This is a genomic window from Streptomyces sp. NPDC104367, from assembly GCF_055583825.1.
Window position 1 is genome coordinate 207,748 of record NZ_JBVJND010000003.1, and the last position, 19,171, is coordinate 226,918.

Below are 19,171 nucleotides of genomic sequence, written 5' to 3' on the forward strand. Positions count from 1 at the left end.
TGCTCACGAGGTGCCCTTGACCGTCTTGTCGTCGCCGACAGCCGACTTGACATCGTTGTCGAACGTAGATGCCGCCTTGTCGACGGACGCCTGCCCGGTGGTCACCGACTCCATCGCCTTCTGGATGGCGGTCGAGACCTGGTTGTAGGCGGGCAGGCCCGGCCGGTAGTGGGTGTCGGCGACCAGCTCGGTGAAGAACTTGTTGGTCGACACGGCGTCCAGGTAGGTGGAGTCGCTCGCGACGTCGGTGCGGGTGGCGATGGTCGCGTTGAGCGCGTTCCACTTGGCGGAGTTGGTCTTGGTCTGGATGGACTCCAGGAACTTCCAGGCCAGGTCGGCGTTGCCCGCCTTGGCCGGGATGGACCAGGCCCAGCCGCCGGACATGCTGGTCTTGCCGGGCTCCTGGCCGTTCTGGGTCGGCATGGCCGCCGTGCCCATCACGGACTCCCAGTCCTTCCACGGCTTGGCGCTGGAGGAGCCCCAGTTGTTGGGCATCCAGGAGCCGTCGATGTCCATGGCGAGCTTGCCGGAGGGGATCAGCTCGGTGCCGACGGTGGTGCCGAAGTTGGCGCCGAGGGCGTCCGAGACGGACGGGCCGAGCTTCTCGCTGTAGACGGTGTGGACGAAGTCGAGCGCGTCCTTGAAGCCCTGGCTGCCGACGACCCACTTCTTCTTGCTCGCGTCGTAGAGGGACTTGTCGCCGGCCGAGGTGCCGTACAGGAGCATCTCGAAGCCCTGCATGGAGGAGGCCTCGCCGCCGGCGGTGCCGGTGTAGAGGTTGAGCGGGGTGACGCCGGGCAGCTTCGCCTTGATCTTGCGGGCGGCGCTCAGCACGTCGGCCCAGGTCTTGGGCTGCCAGGGCACGGAGATGCCGGCCTTCGCGAAGAGCTGCTTGTTGTACCAGATGCCGCGGGTGTCGGTGTTGTCGGGGACGCCGTAGACCTTGTTGTCGGAGGCGCCGGTGACCGCGGTCTTGGCGGCGGACGCGTACTGGGACCAGTCGGACCACTTGGCGGTGTAGGCGTTCAGCGGCTTGAGGTAGCCGCCGGCTATGTCGGAGTTGATGAGGGCGGTGTCCTCGTAGACGAGGTCGGGGGCGGTCGAGGGCGACCGCATCATGAGCTGGATCTTCGTGTAGTAGTCGTTCTCGGAGGCGGTGACCGGGACCAGCTGGACCTTGGTGCCGGGGTTGGCCTTGGTGAACTGCTTCACCATCGAGGCGAGGTAGGTCGCCTGGAGCTTGCTGGTGCTGTCCAGGTTCTGCCAGTACACGACCTTGATCGACTTGCTCGAACTCCCCGAGGAGCCGGAGCCGCAGCCGGTGGCGGCGAGAGCGGTGGCGGCGGTGATGGCCGCGGCGGTGATGAGTTTGGAACGCACGAAGTCCCTCCGGGAACGCGAAACCTAGGGAAGCCGCGATGGATGCGGGTCGCGACGCCTACCACCGGGAGGGCGTCCCCTGAGCGCCACCCCGCGCGACCCGACCATCTTTTGGCCAGGTTCTGTGGGCGGTAGCTAAATCCAATGGATGGATGAAGTCAATGCTTCCGGCGTGTAAAGTCCACGGCAGATGAAGGGTTACCGGGGGTGGAAGGCGGTCTGAACCAGCTGGATTTCGGCTGCTGACAGCCATTTCTCACCTGGGGAGGACGGACTTCCGGCCACTGCTCAACACCTCGGACGTGGCCCCCGTCACAGCATTGGTGCGGCGCCGGACCGGCGCCCCGAGGACAGCGGAGGCGGCACGGTGACGATGCACGGCGGGACGAACCTGCCCCGGGTCGGCGGCTACAACCAGGCCGTCGTGCTGGACGCCATCCGGACCAGGGGCCCGGTCAGCCGGGTCGAACTGGCCGCGCTCACCGGGCTGACCAACCAGACGGTCTCCAACGTCGTGCGCAAACTGCTCGACGCGGGGCTGGTCACCGAGACCGGACAGGCGCCCTCCAGCGGCGGCAAGAGACGCACCCTGCTCTCCCCGCGCGCCGACGGCGCCTACGCGCTCGGCGTCCACCTCGACCCCGACTCCGCGGTGATCGTCGTGGTGAACCTGGCCGGCGAGGTGATCGCGGGCCGCCGGCACCGGCTGCCCAGCCCCGAGGACCCGGAGCAGGTCGTCGACCGTGTCTCCCGCGCGGCCCTGCGGCTGCTCGCCCGGTCCGAGGTCGACCCGGACCGGCTGCTGGGCCTCGGCATCGCCGCGCCGGGACCGCTCGACGGAGCCCAGGGCGCCGTGGTGTCGCCGCCGAACCTGCCGGGCTGGGGCAGGGTGCCCCTGGTCAAGATGTTCGAGGAGGCCACCCGGCTGCCCGTCGCCCTCGACAACGACGCCACGGCCGCCGCGATAGGCGAACGCTGGATCGGCGGCGAGGCCCGCGCGGGCAGCTTCCTGTTCGTCTACCTCGGCACCGGGATCGGCGCCGGGATCGTCCTCAACAACACGGTCCTGCACGGGGACTCGGGGAACGCCGGGGAGTTCGCCCACATGCCGGTCGAACCCGGCGACCGGGTCTGCCCCTGCGGCGGCACCGACTGTCTCGGCCCCTACTGCTCCCCCGCCGCGATCATCGACGACCTGCTGGGACGGTACGGCCCCGGGGCCGCCGGCCGCATCGGCCTCACCGGCACGCCCGACGCCCTCCACGACGACTGGAAGGCGCTGCGCCGCGCCGCCCGCGCCGACGACCCGGACGCGACCGACGTCGTACGCCGTGCCGCCCGGCGGATCGGCCAGGCCGCCCGGGGCGCGGCCAGCCTGCTCGACGTCGACCGGATCGTCCTCGGCGGCGAGGCCCTGCGCGGCATCGAACCCATCCTGTGCTCGGAGATCGAGACCGCCGTGAACCGCACCGCGGTGGCCCGCGCCCTGCGCCGGATCACCGTCGAACAGAGCGTCATCGGCGACACGGTGGGCGCGGTGGGCGCCGCGTCCCTGATCCTGCACGGCAACTACGCGCCGGGGTGGCGGATGCTGACGGATCCGGCGGGCTGAACGCGCGCCGGGCGCCCGCCGGCCGCCGATGCCCGGGGCATCCGGCCCGGCACGCGCCGTCCGGTCCCGCCGCCGGGGACGTCACTCCCCCGGGACGGGTCCGCCGAGCGCTCCCCAGGACACCAGTGCCCGCGCGTCGCTCGCGGTCGCGCGCTCGAAGGTCCGGTCGTAGCGGCCCCTGCCCATGCTGCGGACCAGCCTCCGCTCGCACTCGTCGCGCAGCGACGCGAGTTCCGGCGTCCCCCGCTGCGGGTGGCCGACCGTCTCCCAGAAGCCGGCCGCCGCGCCGAACGCGTAGGCGGCGGCGGGTTCGTCGCCCGTGTCGGCGAGCGCGATGGCGAGGAGATCCATGACCATGGCGATCCCGAAGGCGTCCCCGATGTGCCGCTTCGCGTCGAGGGCGGCCCGCGCGTGCCCCACGGCGTCCTCGGGCTGCCCTTCGAGGAAGGCGACGAGGGCGAGCTGGTGCTCGGCGTAGGAGCGGGTCCAGTGCTCGCCGGAGGCGGCGCAGATGTCGCGGAGTTCGAGCGCCTCCTGCCGGGCACCGTCCAGGCGGCCGGATCCGGTGAGCCCGAAGACATGGACCAGCCGGCACAGCGCCCCGGACGCCGTCAGCCGCCGCGGGGAGCCGGCGTCGGAGCCGGTGTCCAGCCTCTCGACGCCGCTCGCCGCCGCCAGGGGGCGTCCCTCCAGCAGGTGCAACAGTCCCTCCAGATAGGCGACCCGGCCCAGTCCCTCGTCGTCGGAGGTGTCCGTGACCGCGCGCCGGCACGCTGCCGCCGTGCGGTGCGCCGCCTGCTGCTCGCCCTGAAGGGTCAGGGTCAGCCCGAGGCTCCACAGCCCCCGCACCAGGGTCTCGCGGCGCACCGCGGCGGCCTGTGCGGTGGCCTTCTCCAGGTACTGGCGGGCCTCGTACAGATAGCCGGAGCAGACCCAGAAGAAGGTGACGTTGCCGATCAGGTCGAGGGCGGCGGCCGGGTCGGTGGCCAGGAGGTGATCGGCCGCCAGCCGGATGTCGGCGTGCAGGGACCCGATCCGCCGGTACCAGCCGCGCTGGGCCGGGCCGAACCACTCCTGATGGGCCTGCCGGGTCAGGTCGAGCACGTACGCGGCGTGCCGGTCGGCCAGTTCCCGCTCGGCACCGAGTTCGGTGAGCCACATCCGGCCGTACTCCCGGACGGCGTCCAGCATCCGGTAGGTGCCGTCCTTGCTGACGACGACGGACTTGTCGCACAGCGAGTCGAGGGTCGGCCCGACGCCGTCCGGCGCGAGCGGGCCGCCGCCGGCGAGCCGGCGGGCCGTCACGCCGTCGAAGGAGGCGGGCAGGAAGGACAGCCGTGCCCACAGCAGCCGTTCCAGCGGGGTGCACAGTTCGTGGCTCCAGCCGATGGTGGTGCGCAGGGCCGCGTGCCGTGGCGGCCAGCTGCGCGCCGGGGCCGGCGGCAGGTCCACCACCGCGTACGGGCCCGCGCACAGCCGGGCCAGCGGCATGACCCGTAACTGGGCGGCGGCCAGTTCCAGCGCCAGCGGCAGCCGCTCCAGCTGGTCGCACAGGCTCGCGGCCATCCGCTGGTCGGCCTCGTCCCCCAGCGGGCTGCCCGCGTCCGCGGCGCGGTCGGCGAACAGCGCGACGGCCTCCCGCACGGAGGCGAGCGGCTCGATCCCGACGACCGTCTCGGCGCGCACGCGCAGCGGCTCCCGGCTGGTGGCCAGGATCCTCAGGTTCGGGCAGGCCGTCAGCAGGTCGCCGACCAGGTTGCGGCACTCGGCGGACAGGTGCTCGCACGAGTCGAGGACCAGCAGGGTGCCGCGCTCGCCGACCCATGCGCAGATCGCGTCGACGGGCATGCGCGGCGTGTGGTCCGACAGACCCAGCGCGTCCGCGACGGTGGCGGCCAGGAGCTGCCCGTTGCTCAGGGGGGACAGGTCCGCCCAGGCGACGCCCGCCTCGGCCGGCTCCCCCGCGGACACGATCCGCCGCGCGAGCCGGGTCTTGCCCACCCCGCCCGCGCCGCTGAGGGTGACCAGCCGGCTCTCGCGCATCGCCGCGCCGATCAGGCCGAGCTCCTCGGCCCGGCCGATGAAAGAGGTTTCCTCGTCCCACGACATCCACACCATGCCCCTCATCCTGGTGCGCGAGCCGGCCGGCGATGGGCAGATGACGCATTGCCAGGTGGCGCGCGGCCCGGGCGCCTACTCTGGGAAGAGCGCCCCCGCGCGCTTTCGACCGGGCCGTTCACCTGTCCCATCCGTGTTCGGGCCGGTACGGCGCGCCTGTCACCCACTCGTGCGAAGAGCGCTCCCTTTCCCCCTGGCCCCGCATGCCCGACCGGGCATCCGGGCAGCAATCCGGCATTTCGGCGCGGTGTCCGGCCAGCGAGGGAGCATGCACATGAGCGATGTCGTCTTCACCGCCGATTTCACTTCCGAACGCCAGTGGGTGGCGGGGCGGTCCTGGGCCTATCCCGGCGGCGGCCCCACCAACCCCGGTGACAACAAACTGGACTACCTCACCGCGGACCCCTCCTACTCCCGCACCGGCACGTTCCGCGCGACACGCAGGACGGACGGCTGGTGGAACGCCGGGCTGCTCACCACGGAGGGCAGCGCCGAGGGTTTCGCGGTCCGCACCGGCGACCAGCTCCGGGCCACCGTCCGGCTGCCGACCGGGACCGGCGCCTGGCCCGCGATCTGGACCTGGCGGGACGGCGGCAACGAGGTCGACGTCTTCGAGTACCACCCCGACAACCCCGACCTGCTGGAACTCACCAACCACGTGCGCCAGGCGAACACGTACCTGCGCAACCCGGCGGTGCGTCCGGGCGGGACCGTCGACCTGGGCGTGACGTTCGGGCGGCGCAGCGTCGACTGGACGCTGAACGGCACCCAGGTCTTCGCCGACGGGCGGGGCGTCGGAAGCGGCTGGTACGCCTATCTGATCGTCAACCTGTCGGTCTGCGCGGGCCGTTACCATCCGCGACCCGACCCCACGACCAGCGAGCTCTCCTTCCGGGTGGAGAACCTGGTGGTGCGGCGCCCCACGGTGCCGCACGCGGCGGAGCCCCTGGACGACGAGTCCGTGGAGGAGGCCGGGGAGGAGGCCGGCTCGTACTGAGCGGCGGCCGTCCGGGACGTCACAGGACGCCGGGCGGCGGGCTCATGGCCCAGCGGATGGTGCGGGTGAGCAGGTGCCCGGCCGGACGTACGGTGATGTCCTCGACGAGCCCGAGGCGCGGCAGCCGCAGCAGGGTCCGGGCCCAGGAGGGCAGCAGCGTCACGGCGTTGGCGGCGAGGACGCCGTACAGGGGCCGGACGGGCAGCGGCAACGGGGGTTCCAGGAGCAGGAAGCGGGCCGCCGACCGGGCCTCGGGCGTGGCCGCGAGTTCGGGCCGGTAGCCGGCCAGCCGCGCGGACAGGGCGGCGCGGTCGCGCGGCGGGTCCTCGGCCCCGAGCGCCTCGGCCACCCGCGCGGTGTCGGCGACGTAGGCGTCGTACCCGGCCCGGTCCAGCGGCGCGCGGCCGTAGCGCTCGTGGGCGCGCAGGAAGCACTCCGTCTCGGCCGCGTGCACCCAGCCGAGCAGACGCGGGTCGGCGGCGTGGTACGGCTCGCCACGCGCCGTCGTGCCGCGCACCCGGGCGTGGACGGACCGCACCCGGGCCACGGCCGCCTCGGCGTCGTCCGCCACGCCGTAGGTGGTCACGGCCAGGAAGGCGCTGGTGCGCTGGAGCCGTCCCCAGGGGTCCCCGCGGTATCCGGAGTGCGCGGCGACGGCGGCCATGGCGAGGGGGTGCAGGGACTGAAGGAGCAGCGCGCTCAGCCCGCCGACGAACATGGCGGCGTCGCCGTGGACGACGCGGATGGGGCTCCCTGGCGGGAACCAGCGCGGGCCGGGAGTCCCGTGGATGCGGGCGCGCACGGCCGGTCCGTCGGGGCCCGCCACCCGGCTGAAGAGCAGCGCGCCCAGGGACGCGCGGACGTCTGGGACCACGGCGGGCCACCCTTCCTCGGCTCCCGCATGGTGGCACCGGGCGGCGGGTGTGTCACCCCGGTGCCGGGCTTGTGAACGGGATGTGCGGGCAGACGGGATGCACGCCTACGAGAGGAGACGGACCATGCTCGGTCCCATAGCGGCGGTGCTGTTCTTCATCGCCTTCCTGGTCAACGCGGCGGACATCGCCACCAATGACGTGTTCACCTCCACGAACCTGATGCTGCTGGGACTGACCGCCCTCGCTCTGCACGTGGCGGGCATCGGCGCGGGCTGGCGGTACCGCGGCCGGCGCTGAGCCGGACCTCACCCGCAGCCGAGGCGGCCCGCGTCCGCCTTGGCGGTGAGGACGCGGTGCACGGCGGCGGTGACCTTGGCGCGGAAGGCGGTGTCCGTGGTCATCCGGGACTGCACCGCCTGCGCCATCGCCGGCACGGTCGACGGCTTGACGGTGAGGATCATGTCACCGCCCGCCTCGACGAAGCCCACCGCCCGCTGTGCCGGGGTGTACGCGCGCACCGCGACCGCCTGGCCGATGTCGTCGGAGATGACGACTCCCTTGAACCCGAGCTTGCTGCGCAGCAGCGAGTCGATGACGGCCGGGGAGAACACGGCCAGGTGCGACGGGTCGATCTTGGTGTACTTCGCCGAGGAGACCATCACGAACGGCGAGCCGGCCGCGATCCCGCTGCGGAAGGGTTCGAGGCTCGCGCTGGAGGCGGTGGTGACCGAGTCGACGACGTTCGCCGTGGTGTCGGTGTTCCCCGTGACCTGCCCGAGGCCGGGGAAGTGCTTGAGGGTGGTCATGACCCCGGCCGCCCGGAACCCGGCGGCGAAGGCCCCGCTGTGCGAGGTCACCACGGCGGGGGTGTGCCCGTACTCGCGGTGGTAGCGGCCGATCGGGGCGTTGGCCGTGCCGAGGCTCGCGGGCACCACGTCGGCGACCGGCGCGAGGTTGAGGTCGAGGCCCGCCGCCTTGAGCTGCTGGGCCCAGGTGGTGGCCCGGCCGCGCAGGGTGGCCGTGCTCCAGGTGCCCTGGGTCAGCGCCTCGGGGATGGCCGAGAAGCCGGGGCCGTTGAGGACCTGGACCTGTCCGCCCTCCTGGTCGGTGGAGACGAGCATCCCGACCTTCCGCCCGGCGACCGTGTCCGCCTGCGCGCGGATGCCGTCGACAATCTTCTTCGTGGCCGCGGTCCCGGCGGAGCCGCGCCCGGTGAGCATGACCGACCCCACGTGGTACGTCCGCAGGGTGCGCAGGTCCGCCGCGCTGGGGGCGGAGGCGGCCACACCGCCCATGAAGAGCTGGCCGACCCGCTGGGCCGCGGTCATCCCGGCGTAGACCTTGTCGACGCAGGTGGCGGTCGGGGTGGCCGCGGTCGCGCTGGCGGCCGTGGTCGCGGCCGGTGTCCGCGAGGTGGCGGAGTCCGCCGTGGCCGGTGTGCCGGGCACGCGGTGGGCGGCGCTCTCGCCGCTGGCCGAGACGGTGCACGCGCCGGTGGCGAGCAGGGTGACGGCGAGAGCGACGGCGGTGCGCCGGGCGGCGGAGCGGCCGTCCGCGCGCCGCCGGACAGGTGTACCCATGGTGCGCTCCTGGCTCCTGAGGGTGCAGGACACGGCGCCGGCCGGCCGGGCCGCGGTCCGGGACCGCGCACGCCTCTCACTGCCGCCGCGCTCCCACACGCTACGCCGAACGGGTGCCGAGTGCGCGCTGTGGGCGCGGCGGGTCAGCCGGACCGGGTCGGCGGGACCGGCCCTCGGGACCGGTCCTCGGGACCGGCCTTCGTGAACGGCAGGACCAGGCGGGAGGGGTGGGCGGCGTCGCGGTAGATCTTGTGGGTGACGGGGCGGCCCACGGGCAGGTGGAAGGCGTCCGGCGGGAGCAGCGCGTTGTGCGCGTCGGCCAGGGGTTCGTCGTTGGAGAGCTCCGCGACCAGGCGGTGGCCCTGCCGGAGGGTGGCCGCGAAGGGGTACAGGCGCAGCACGTACTCCTCGATCCTGCCGGGTTCCACCGGTACGGCACGGGTGTGGGGGTGGTACGGGTTGCCCTCGGTGGTGCGCTCCTCGTCCAGTTCGCGGTGGGAGGCCTTGAGGTAGCCGGTGGTGATCAGCCGGCGGGTGCCGCCGGGGGCCTCGTCCCACAGGCGCAGGATGAAGTTGGTGTCGTCCTGGTCGATCTCGGCGAACAGGTGGGCGGCGCCGGTGCCGATCAGTTCGGCGGGCCGACGCCGTGGTAGGCGTCGACGGCGAGTTCGACGCCGTCGCGCATCGGGACCCGCAGTCGCGGCCGGCACGGTCCTGGTCGCCGTGGGCAGCGCCGTGGCCGCGCTGGCGCCCACCGTCCAGGTGCTGTGGATCGGCGCCGCGCTCAACGGACTGGGCGCGGGCGCCATGTTCCCGGGGTCGCTGACCGCGGTCACCGCCGTCACCAGCGGCCCCCGGCAGCGGGCGCACGCGGTGGCGGTCTGGAGCGGGTTCCTGTCCGCGGGCGCCGCGGTCTCCCCGCTGCTCGGCGGCATGTTCGCGAGGATCGGCTCGTGGCGCGGTTCCTTCTGGGTACTGGTCGGGCTCGCGCTGGTCAGCATGGTGCTCACCCTGGTCCTGGCCACGGAGTCCACGGCGCCCGAGGGCCGCCGGTTCGACGTACCCGGCCAGATCACCTTCGCCCTCGGCCTCGTCCTGGTGCTGTACGGCGCCGTCGAGGGCCGGAGTCGGGGTGGACGACCCCGCTCGTCCTGGCCGCGTTCGCCGTCGGCGCCTGTCTCCTCGCCGGGTTCGTCGTGGTGGAGCTGCGGGCCGAGTCCCCGATCCTGGACCTCACGCTGTTCCGCAACCGGGCGTTCGCCGTGGTGTCCGTCGTCGCGGTGATCGGCATGCTGGCCTTCCTCGGCGCCTGCTTCGCGACCAGCATGTGGCTGGGCCCCGTTCAGCACCAGGACCCGATGCGGGTGGCGGTGCCGTTCCTGCTGCTCCAGGGTCCGGCCTTCGTGCTCATCCCGGCCGTCTCGCGCCTCCTGCACCGGGTCGCCCCGGCCACGCTGCTGACCTGCGGACTCGCTCTCATCGCGGTCGGCTGCCTGCTGTGCACCCGGCTGGACGTCACCGACCCGGGGCTCGGCGCGTTCGCGGTGCCCGCGCTGCTCATCGGCATCGGGTTCGCCCTGACCGTCAGCCCCGTCACGGCCGTGGCGCTGAACAGCGTGCCCCTGAAGCTGGCGGGCATGGCCAGCGCCACCACCAACATGCTGCGCGACCTCGGCTTCGCCCTCGGCCCGGTCGTGGTCAGCGCCGTCGCCCTGAGCCGGGCGGGGTCGGCGTTCACGGCGCACCTGTCCGGCGCGGGGCTGCCGGCCGGCCAGTCGGCGGCGGCGCGGGCTGTGGCCGAGGCCGGCGGCCCGATCGCCGTCAACGGCCTGCCGTCCGGCGCCGCCGGGTCCGCCGCGCACGGGCTGGCCCTCGACGCCCTGGGCAGCGGCTTCGGCACCGCGTTCCTGGTCTGCGGGATCGCGGCCGCGGTCGCGGCGGCCCTGGCCGCCTTCGGCATGACCGGAACCCGCCCGCACGGCGCCGCCGCGCACGAGCCGGCCGCACCGCGGCTCACCGGCACCACCGACGACAGCCCGGAGCCGGCACCCGCCGCGTGACGGGTCCCGGAGACGGCCGCGGCCCTCACGGACAGCGGTGACCGCGTCCCCGGTCGGGGCCCGGCCACCCGGTGCGGCGAACGGCACCGCGGTCACGGGCGACGCCCCCGCTCCCCCGGGACCATGCGCCCCTCCCCCGGGACCACCCGCCGACACCCCCGCACGGCCGGCTTCGCGCCGTCGCCCTCCGGACCGGCCAGCGGGACCCTCGCTAGGCGTCGGGCAGGGACGCCGCCAGGTGTTCCCACGCCGTGTGGACGTCCTCGCCGACGATGCCGAACTGGGTGACGGCGGCGACGCAGTTGCCGTCCTCGTCGTCGAGTTCGAGGGTCGAGGTCGGGCCGTGGGCCGCGGTGGAGCGGACCAGGTGGCAGGACCGGACGCCGGCCAGGTCGATCTCCACCGAGCTCTGCGCGACCGCCGCGAACACCCGGCCGCCGACGGTGCGGTCGGTGACGTGCACCCGGCCGCCGCAGGCCTGGAGGGCGGCCGGGGCGAACACCGCGACGCCGACCGGCAGGCCGACCGAGCAGACGTGGTCGAGGACCGCGGGCACCACGTCGGGGTCGATCGGCCGGTGCTCGCCGCGGTACCGGTCGAACGCCCCGCGCCGGGCCCGGCCGCCGTCCGTGAGGATCGCGTCGAACTGGGCGAGCTGGTCGCCGTTCTCCCACGCGGGTACCCCGGGCGCCGGGGCCTGCCGGGCGGCCGGCGCGCCCGCGTCGACCGTGCCGGCGAGGCCGGCCAGCAGCCGGTCCCCCTCGGAGAGCAGCCGGCCCTGGTGCACGGTCCGGCCCGCCGGATCCAGCAGGCGTACGGCGACCGAGCCGGTGCCCTCGTCGCGGGCGACCAGCGCCGAGGCGACACCGTCGGCGTCCAGGCGCAGCGCGATGGCGCCCGGGCGGACGGCGAACGCCTCGCCGCGCAGGCTCGGCACCGCGTAGCTGCCGGCCTGGTCGATCCGGGCGACCGGGCCTCCGGTGACCGCCTGGACGTACTGGAAGAGGGTCAGGCAGCGCGCCAGCTCCGGCATCCGCGCGTCGATCAGCCGTGCGCTGCGCCCGCGCCGGCCGCAGCAGCCCTCGAACGCGCAGCCATCGTGATGGGTCATCCTCAGTACACGTCCCGTACGTAGCGCTTGGCCCGGCGCAGCTCCGCCAGGTACTCGGCGGCGTCGTCGTCCCCGCGTCCGCGCTGTCCGGCGACGACGTCCAGCAGGGCGGCCTCGACGTCCTTGGCCATCCGGGAGGCGTCGCCGCAGACGTAGACATGGGCGCCGTCCTCCAGCCAGCCGTACAGCTCGCGCGCCCGCTCCCGCATCCGCGTCTGGACGTACACCTTCTCGCTCTGGTCGCGGGAGAACGCGAGGTCCAGTTCGGTGAGCACGCCGCGGTCCCGGAAGGCGGTCAGCTCGTCCTCGTAGACGAAGTCCGTGGCGCGGTGCCGGTCGCCGAAGAACAGCCAGTTGCGTCCGGTGGCGCCGCGCGCGGCGCGCTCGTGCAGGAAGCCGCGGAACGGCGCGATGCCCGTACCGGGGCCGATCATCACCATCGGGGCGCCGTCGTCCGCCGGGACGCCGAAGGAGGCGTTCGGCTGCGGGTAGATGCCCACGGCGGTGCCCTCGCCGGCACGGTCGGCGAGGTACGTCGACGCGACGCCCCCGTGACGGCGCCCGCCGGTGCCGTACCGGACGGACGCGACGGTGAGGTGGACGCGGCCCGGGTGGGCGAGCGGGCTCGACGAGACGGAGTACTGCCGTGCCTGCAACGGCCGCAGCAGCGGCAGCAGTTCGGCAAGTCCCGGGGCGGCGGACCCGGCGTCCCCGAGCAGGTCGAGCAGGTCACGGCCCCGGAGCCAGGAGTCGAGCTCGAAGCGGTCGCCGTGCGCGAGGACCGAGGCCAGTTCGCTCTCCGGCGCCCGCCCGGCGAGGTCGGCGACCAGTTCCCTGGACGGGATGCGGATCTCCCGTCCGGTGCGCAGCACTTCGGCGAGCGGAACCCCGTCGACGTCCTCCTCGCCGCTCGCCCGCAGCCGCGCCAGGAGCGCGCCGACGACGGCGTCGTCGTTCACCGGTACGACGGCGAGCGCGTCGCCGGCCTCGTAGGTGATGCCGCTGTCGCCGAGGTCGAACTCGTAGTGGCGGACCTCCTTGGCGCTGCCCGGCGCCGACAGCAGCCGGTTCACCGCGAGGCGGGAGCGGTACGGGGTGCGCCGGTTCCACCGGGAGCGGGCCGGCCGGGGGGCCGTCGTGGCGGCCGTCGTGCCGGACCGCTCCCCCGGCGCGGCTCCGGTCTCGGCGCCGAGGCGGTCCAGGACGGCGGCCGTCCAGCGCGCCGCGGGGTCCTCGAAGTCGACGTCGCAGTCGACGCGTTCGTGCAGCCGGACCGCCCCGAGCTGCTCCAGGCGGGTGTCGATGAGCTTGGCGGCCCGGCAGAAGTCGTCGTAGCCCCGGTCGCCGAGCCCGAGAACCGCGTACCGCACGCCCTCCAGGCGGGGTGCCGCGTCGGCCTGGAGCGCCTCCCAGAACAGCCCCGCGTTGTCGGGGAGTTCGCCCTCGCCGTAGGTGGAGACGACGACGAGGACGTGGGACATGGCGGCGAGCCGCTCGGGTGTGACGGCGTCGAGCTCGGTGGCGGTCGCGCCGAGGCCGCGGGCGCGGGCGCCTGCGACGAGTTCGCCCGCGAGGTACTCGGCGTTGCCGGTCTGGGTGCCGAAGAGGATCTCGACGGTCGCCCCGGGCGGGTCGCCGGCCGCCGCGTCCCGGCGGCCGGCGGCCGCGATGCCGGCGATGAACCCGGCGAGCCAGGACTCCTGTTGGGCGGAGAACGGGGCGTCGGCGGGGATGAGGGATCCGGTCGGGGGCATGAGGGTCACGCGGTCACCGCCTCGGTCGGGGCCTGCGGGGTGCGGCGGCCCGCGATGTCGGCGAGCGCCGCGGTGGCGAGCAGCTCGTCGAACCGGGCGGCGCGCACACGGCCGGCGTTCCTGGTGTTCTGGTGGACGATCCAGCCGTAGGTGCCGGGCGCGTCCACGCTGAGGTTGTTGCGCTGTGCGAGGGCGCGCTTGTAGTCGTCGAGGCGCTTGACGGCGATGAGCGTGGCCAGTTCGCCGTCGTCGAACCGCTCCAGGGTGCCGCGCAGGTACTTCACCACCCGCTGTTTGACGAAGAAGTCCTCGGTGAGCACGAGGTTGCGGACGGCCGCGGCGACCCTGGGGTCGTCCGGGCCGCTCGCGCCGGGCACCCGCCGGAGGGCGAGGTCCTGTGCGACGCCGAGCACGGTGTACGACGACAGCAGGGAGAACATGTCGTCGCCGCCCTGGTCGCCGAAGGCCGGGGCGCGTCCGTCGAGCACGGTGCGCCCCTCGCGGTAGTCGACCTTGAACGCGCGCAGCTTGTCCGTGGCGATGGAGGTGGCCAGTTCGTCGAGGAGTTCGGTCCGGGTGGCCGCGGCGAGGATCTCCCCGGCGTCCTGGTAGAGCAGCAGGGCGCGGGGCATCCCGCAGTACACGTGGCGCCGTTCGGACTCCCAGTCCGCCAGCAGCCGGGCCGCGCGCGGGGATCCGGTCGCCTCGTGGTGCCAGGTCAAAAGGGAGCGTACGGCCTCCTCGTGGAAGGCGCCGTGCCCGGTGTCGGTGACCGGGAACACCAGGAGCGAGTCGGCGCTGACCCGGCCGGGCAGCTCGCCCGTCGGGTCGTACTGGTACAGGAACCCGCCGCTCATGCCGTTGCCCAGGCCCTTGCCGAAGCCGCCGAGGTTGAGCACGGTGCCGCCGGTCATGTACTCGCAGCCGAAGTCGCCGATGCCCTCGACCACGGCGGTGGCGCCGGAGTTGCGGACGGCGAACCGGTCACCGGCCTCGCCCTGCACGAAGGTCCGGCCGCCGGTCGCGCCGAACAGCGCGAAGTTGCCGACGAGCACGTTGCCACCGTGCTCGGCGCTGCCGCCGCCGGGGGCGCGGACGACGATCCGGCCGCCGCTCTGGCTCTTGCCGACGCCGTCGTTGGCGGTGCCGGTGTGTTCGAGGGTGATGCCGTCGTTGCAGAAGACGCCGTAGGACTGGCCGGCGGAGCCGGTGGTGCGCACCCGTACGGCGTCGTCGACGAGACGGCGGCGGCCGCGGTCGTCGGTCGTGACGGCGGGCACGCCCGTGAGGTCGTCCGGCCCGTGGTTGAGGAGGCGCTCCACGTCGATGCCGAGCTGTCCGCCGACCGACTTGTCGCTGTTGCCGAGGCGGACGCCGGTGACCAGGACGGACGGCTCGCGGCGGTCGAGGAGCGCGGCCCGGACCCGTTCGATCAGGGCGTCGTCGGTGGTGAAGTCCTTCTCCAGGTATCGCGGGTCCGCCACCGTCTTCTCGGGCACGCGGGCGAGCAGACGGCGGACGTCGAGGCGGCCGACGCTCGCCGGGTGGTCCAGGAGCTGGAGCAGGTCGGTGCGGCCCCGGGCCTCGCGCAGGGAGCGCAGGCCGAGGCGGGCGAGGATGTGGCGGACGTCGTGGGCGATGTTGAGGAGGTACTGGGCGAGGGCGCGGGGGTCGCCCTCGAAGGCCTCGGCGTTGGTGGTGAGTCCGGCGGGGCACTTCACGTTGCAGTTCTTCGCCATGACGCAGCCGAGCATCATGAGCGCGGTGGTGCCGAACTCGAAGCTGTCGCCGCCGAGCAGCGCGGAGGTGACGACGTCGCCGCCGGTCTGGTGCGCGCCGGAGCAGCGCAGGACGACCTTCTGGCGCAGGCCGTTGGCGAGGAGGGCCTGGTGCACCTCGGCGACGCCGATCTCCGCCGACCGGCCCGCGTACTTGAGGCTGGTGACGGCCGCGGCGCCGGTGCCGCCGGTGTTCCCGGCGACGTTGATGACGTCGGCGCCGGCCTTGGCGACGCCGACCGCGATGGTGCCGATGCCCTCCGAGGACACCAGCTTCACGACCACGCGCACCCGGGCGGCCTTGCAGTCGTGGATGAGCTGGGCGAGGTCCTCGATGGAGTAGGTGTCGTGGTGCGGCGGCGGTGAGATCAGCTCGATGCCCGGGGTGCCGCCGCGCGCCGCCGCGATGTCGACGGTGACCTTCGGGGCGGGCAGCTGGCCGCCCTCGCCCGGCTTGGCGCCCTGGCCGATCTTGATCTCCAGCTCCTGGAGCATGGGGTCGGCGAGGTAGCCCGCCCAGATGCCGAACCGGCCGGACGCGAACTGCTTGATCCGGGAGCCGCGGATGGTGCCGTACCGGGAGTGGTGCTCGCCGCCCTCGCCGCTGTTGGACAGGGCGCCGACCATGTTGGTGCCGTGCGCGACGGCCTCGTGCGCGGTCGCGACCAGCGCGCCGTGGCTCATCGCGCCGGAGGCCAGCGCGCGGGTGATCAGGTGCGCGGGCTGCACCTCATCGAGGGGGACGCTGTCGGGGGCGCCGTCGAGGAGGGCCAGGAGGCGGGCGGCGGTGCCGGTGGCCAGGACGAGGACGCCGTCGGGGCCCGCTTCGAGGGTCTCGACCTCGCCGGGGTGGGCGAGGGCGAGGCCGTCGGCGAGGGCGGCGTGGCGGGCGGCGGGATCGGGGCCCGGCGCGGTGAGGCGCAGGCGGACGGCGCCGTCGGCGGCGGCGGTCGCGGCCACCCCGCGGACGGTGACGCTCGCGTTGCCGGTGGTGGAGAACCGGCCGAGCTCGCGGGCGAACTCCGCGGGGGTGCGCAGTGCGCTCACGTCGGCGGGCAGCGCGAGCACGTCGCGGAGCGCGGCGGGGCGGCGCGAGCGCTCCTCGTGCGTGGTCCGCAGGAAGGCGCGGTACCCGGGGGTGATCCGGAACGCGTCGATCTCGGCGTCGCCGAGCGCGTCGTAGCCCGTGTCGCGGTAGGCGGCGTCGGTGATGCCGAAGGCGTCGTCGAGCTGGCCGAGGGTGAGCAGCCGCAGCGCGTCCGGGTCGTCCTCGTGGCCGAACTCGGGTCGTTCCTCGGTCATGTCGCCGAAGCCGCGCACGGCGGTGACGCCGAACGAGTGCCCGGCGCCGTCCGACCGCTCCTTGAACAGGCCGAGCAGCGGGATCTGCTGCTCGGTGGTGACCGTGCGGGCCCGCTCGTGCCAGTCCGTCGCGGCCTGCGCGATGCGGGCGAAGCCGACGCCGCCGACCGGGGCCGCCATGTGCGGGAAGATCCGGGCGAACACGTCGTCGCGGGTGTCGAGGTAGTTCGGTTCGAAGAACTCGCCGCCGATGTAGCTCTCGGCGGTGCACAGGCCGACCCGGCCCATGGTCTTGGCGAGGGCCTTCTCGGCGGCCTTGCGGAAGCGGGCCAGTGCCCGGTCGGTGTCGGTCGTCTCGCCCGCGGGCGCCGGTGCGCTCGGGTACTTCTCCTCGGCGCGCAGCCGGGCGCTGAGGCTGTAGACGGCCGAGGCGCCGAAGCCCAGCGCGGTCGCCACGTGGTGCGAGGAGGCCAGCTGGCCGCTCTCCGCGACGAGCGAGACGCGCAGCCGCAGTCCGGTCTCGATGAGGCGCTGGTTGACGGCGGCGACGGCGAGGATCACCGGCAGCGGGGCGCGGGCGGAGGAGACGGCCCGGTCGGTGAGGAGCGCGATGCCGCCGTGCTCGCCGGCGAACCGCTCGACGTCGTCGCAGAGCCGCCCGAGCGCGCCGCGCAGGGCGTCGGCGTTGGCCTTCTCGTCGCCGGGGACCGGTTCGTAGAGCATGGCGAAGCGTTCCAGCGGCACGATCCGCTGGTCGCGCAGCCGGACCATGTCGAGGTGGCCGAGCACGGGCGAGGAGACCACGAGCCGGCGGCCGTCGGTGTTGCCGGTGCCCTCGGGCCTGGGGCCGAGCGCGACGCGCATGCTCATGCCGTCGGCCTCGCGGATGCTGTCCAGCGGCGGGTTGGTGACCTGGGCGAAGCGCTGCGAGAAGTACTTGGCCATGCCGCCCTCGGTGTCGCTGAGCGCGTTGATGGCGTTGCCGTAGCCCATCGCCGAGATCCGCTCGGACCCGCTGGCGAGCATGGGGTCGAGCATGAACCGGAAGCTCTCCTGGTTCAGCGAGTAGGCCACGTAGCGGCCGGCGAGGGTGAGGTCGCCGTCGTAGCCGAGGGTGGTCGTGGTGCGCCGGTAGCCGGGGGCGGGCAGGTCGTCGAGGTGGACCCGGGCCGCGCCGAGGAGTTCGGAGTACGGACGGCGGGCGGCGAGGGCGTCCAGGATCTCGCGGGTGCGCATCCGGCGGCCGGTGCGGTGGTCGACGACGAGCATGCCGCCGGCCTCGATCCGGCCCCGGTGCACGACCTCGTCGTCGGAGAAGGCGACCTGGCCCGCCTCCGAGGCGACCATGAGGTACTCGGCGGTCTCGACGGTGCGCAGGGGGCGCAGGCCGAGCCGGTCCAGCCGGGCGCCGACGACGTCGCCGTCGCTGAAGACGACCGCGGCCGGGCCGTCGTTCTTCTCCTCGTACAGGGAGAAGTACTCCAGCATGTCGCGGACGGCGGCGGGCAGGGTGCGGTCGTTCTCCCAGGCGGGCGGCATCAGGGAGACGACGGCCTCGACGAGGTCCAGGCCGTCGTCGAAGACCCGGCTCTGCAGGGTCTGGTCGAGGCGGCTGGAGTCGGACTGGCCCGGCGGGCGGACGATGCTGCGGGTGCGGGCGCGGGCGAGCGCCTCGTCGGAGAGGCGGTTCTTGCGGTCGGTGTTGAGTTCGCCGTTGTGCGCCATGAGCCGGAACGGCTGGGCCATGGTCGGGTGCGGTTCGGTGTTGGTGGAGAACCGGGTGTGGAAGTACAGGGTCCGGACCGAGTGCCGGGGGTCGCCGAGGTCGCGGAAGTAGCCGATGACCTCGAGGGAGTTGAGGCGTCCCTTGAGCACCTGGGTCCGTGCGCTCAGGGACAGGGGGTACAGGCCGGCGTGGGTGTCGTCGGCGTAGGCGACGGCCTCGACCGCGAGCAGGGCGCGGTGGGCGGCCGCGTCGACGTCGGCGCGCGACCAGGTGTCTGGGGCGCGGAACACCCACTGGACGATGGGCAGTTGATACCGCTCGGCGGCGGGGCGGGCCGCGCCGTGGTCCACGGGGACGTCCCGTACGGCCACGGTCTCGAAGCCCTGCTCGGCGATGCTGCGGCCGACGAGGCGCACGGCGTCGGCACGGCGGGCGGTGTCGGTGGGGACGAAGCAGTTGGCGACGCCGAAGTGCCCGGCGCGCAGCGGCAGGCCGGTGATCGCGCGGAAGAACTCCACCGACAGGTCGACGCTCACGCCCGCGCCGTCGCCGACGCCCTCGGCGGCCGCGCCGCCGCGGTGCGGGATGGCGCGCAGCGCCTCGTCTCCCTTGCGGATGACGTCATGACCGGGCGTCCCGTCGAGGCGGGTGATGAAGCCGACGCCGCAGTCGCTGTGTTCACGGGCGGGGTCGTGGAGACCGAAGGCGGAATGGTTCAAGTGCGGTCCTGTGAGCGGGTTCCGACGGCGGACGGCCAGGCTGCGTCGGTGAAGCGCTCGCCGCGGGCGGGCCGGTGAGACGGCCGGGCCCCGAGTGGTGCGATTGAGTACGGTAAGGCTTACCTAACTTAACCGCAAGTATGCTCCCTGCGCGTATCC

12 protein-coding genes and 1 pseudogene are annotated in these 19,171 nt (G+C 73.9%); 5 read left to right on the top strand and 8 right to left on the bottom strand.

Annotated elements, in window-relative coordinates; translation table 11 throughout:
- Nucleotides 1-3: 3 nt before the first annotated feature.
- Nucleotides 4-1,380, bottom strand: coding sequence for an extracellular solute-binding protein (locus ACZ619_RS06510; protein WP_469594908.1), 1,377 nt, complete (start codon nt 1,378-1,380; stop codon nt 4-6).
- A 373-nt stretch (nt 1,381-1,753) separates the two neighbouring features.
- Here ACZ619_RS06510 and ACZ619_RS06515 point away from each other — a divergent pair, with 373 nt between their 5' ends.
- The gene (locus ACZ619_RS06515) at nt 1,754-2,992 is read left to right on the top strand and encodes an ROK family transcriptional regulator (protein WP_469595276.1); all 1,239 of its coding nucleotides are present in this window, start codon (nt 1,754-1,756) and stop codon (nt 2,990-2,992) included.
- Between the two features lie 81 nt (nt 2,993-3,073).
- Here ACZ619_RS06515 and ACZ619_RS06520 read toward each other — a convergent pair whose 3' ends face one another.
- Complete coding sequence (locus tag ACZ619_RS06520) at nt 3,074-5,110, bottom strand: ATP-binding protein (RefSeq protein ID WP_469594910.1); 2,037 nt, start codon at nt 5,108-5,110, stop codon at nt 3,074-3,076.
- 274 nt (nt 5,111-5,384) lie between these two features.
- On the opposite strand from ACZ619_RS06520, the gene ACZ619_RS06525 reads away from it, so the two are divergent.
- Entirely contained in the window at nt 5,385-6,107 is a 723-nt protein-coding gene (locus ACZ619_RS06525) for a LamG domain-containing protein (RefSeq protein ID WP_469594913.1), read from the top strand.
- 19 nt (nt 6,108-6,126) lie between these two features.
- Here the strand turns inward: ACZ619_RS06525 and ACZ619_RS06530 are convergent, their stop codons facing one another.
- Entirely contained in the window at nt 6,127-6,981 is an 855-nt protein-coding gene (locus ACZ619_RS06530) for an oxygenase MpaB family protein (RefSeq protein WP_469594915.1), read from the bottom strand.
- 124 nt (nt 6,982-7,105) lie between these two features.
- Here ACZ619_RS06530 and ACZ619_RS06535 point away from each other — a divergent pair, with 124 nt between their 5' ends.
- On the top strand, nt 7,106-7,279 hold the full coding sequence (locus ACZ619_RS06535) for a hypothetical protein (RefSeq protein WP_469594917.1): 174 nt from the start codon (nt 7,106-7,108) through the stop codon (nt 7,277-7,279).
- An 8-nt stretch (nt 7,280-7,287) separates the two neighbouring features.
- On the opposite strand, the gene ACZ619_RS06540 is transcribed toward ACZ619_RS06535, so the two are convergent.
- Both ACZ619_RS06540 and ACZ619_RS06545 read right to left on the bottom strand, forming a co-directional pair.
- Nucleotides 7,288-8,562: a glycoside hydrolase family 3 N-terminal domain-containing protein gene (locus ACZ619_RS06540; protein WP_469594920.1), complete on the bottom strand. Its 1,275-nt coding sequence runs from the start codon at nt 8,560-8,562 to the stop codon at nt 7,288-7,290.
- A 143-nt stretch (nt 8,563-8,705) separates the two neighbouring features.
- Nucleotides 8,706-9,317 carry a CocE/NonD family hydrolase C-terminal non-catalytic domain-containing protein gene (locus ACZ619_RS06545; protein WP_469594922.1) on the bottom strand — a complete coding sequence of 204 codons (612 nt, stop codon included), beginning with the start codon at nt 9,315-9,317 and terminating at the stop codon, nt 8,706-8,708.
- On the opposite strand from ACZ619_RS06545, the pseudogene ACZ619_RS06550 reads away from it, so the two are divergent.
- Both ACZ619_RS06550 and ACZ619_RS06555 read left to right on the top strand, forming a co-directional pair.
- A pseudogene (locus ACZ619_RS06550) lies at nt 9,298-9,453 on the top strand (hypothetical protein); the annotation flags it as partial. The gene ACZ619_RS06545 and the pseudogene ACZ619_RS06550 overlap by 20 nt on opposite strands.
- Nucleotides 9,454-9,515: 62 nt before the next feature.
- Nucleotides 9,516-10,622 (top strand): MFS transporter, encoded by a 1,107-nt coding sequence (locus ACZ619_RS06555; protein ID WP_469594924.1) that lies wholly within the window; start codon nt 9,516-9,518, stop codon nt 10,620-10,622.
- 211 nt (nt 10,623-10,833) lie between these two features.
- Here the strand turns inward: ACZ619_RS06555 and ACZ619_RS06560 are convergent, their stop codons facing one another.
- The 3 genes from ACZ619_RS06560 to ACZ619_RS06570 are packed head-to-tail and all read right to left on the bottom strand — an operon-like array spanning nt 10,834 to nt 19,012.
- Entirely contained in the window at nt 10,834-11,733 is a 900-nt protein-coding gene (locus ACZ619_RS06560) for a hypothetical protein (RefSeq protein ID WP_469594926.1), read from the bottom strand.
- A gap of 2 nt (nt 11,734-11,735) precedes the next feature.
- Nucleotides 11,736-13,487, bottom strand: coding sequence for a sulfite reductase subunit alpha (locus ACZ619_RS06565; RefSeq protein ID WP_469595278.1), 1,752 nt, complete (start codon nt 13,485-13,487; stop codon nt 11,736-11,738).
- A 5-nt stretch (nt 13,488-13,492) separates the two neighbouring features.
- On the bottom strand, nt 13,493-19,012 hold the full coding sequence (locus tag ACZ619_RS06570) for a glutamate synthase-related protein (protein WP_469594927.1): 5,520 nt from the start codon (nt 19,010-19,012) through the stop codon (nt 13,493-13,495).
- Nucleotides 19,013-19,171: the final 159 nt, after the last annotated feature.

What these genes read in the sequence shown, in the direction of transcription:
- ACZ619_RS06560 (WP_469594926.1), bottom strand. Translation starts at nt 11,733, where the DNA reads ATGACCCATCACGATGGCTGCGCGTTCGAGGGCTGCTGCGGCCGGCGC.
- ACZ619_RS06515 (WP_469595276.1), top strand. Translation starts at nt 1,754, where the DNA reads ATGCACGGCGGGACGAACCTGCCCCGGGTCGGCGGCTACAACCAGGCC.
- ACZ619_RS06520 (WP_469594910.1), bottom strand. Translation starts at nt 5,110, where the DNA reads ATGGTGTGGATGTCGTGGGACGAGGAAACCTCTTTCATCGGCCGGGCC.
- ACZ619_RS06540 (WP_469594920.1), bottom strand. Translation starts at nt 8,562, where the DNA reads ATGGGTACACCTGTCCGGCGGCGCGCGGACGGCCGCTCCGCCGCCCGG.
- ACZ619_RS06525 (WP_469594913.1), top strand. Translation starts at nt 5,385, where the DNA reads ATGAGCGATGTCGTCTTCACCGCCGATTTCACTTCCGAACGCCAGTGG.
- ACZ619_RS06565 (WP_469595278.1), bottom strand. Translation starts at nt 13,487, where the DNA reads ATGCCCCCGACCGGATCCCTCATCCCCGCCGACGCCCCGTTCTCCGCC.
- ACZ619_RS06535 (WP_469594917.1), top strand. Translation starts at nt 7,106, where the DNA reads ATGCTCGGTCCCATAGCGGCGGTGCTGTTCTTCATCGCCTTCCTGGTC.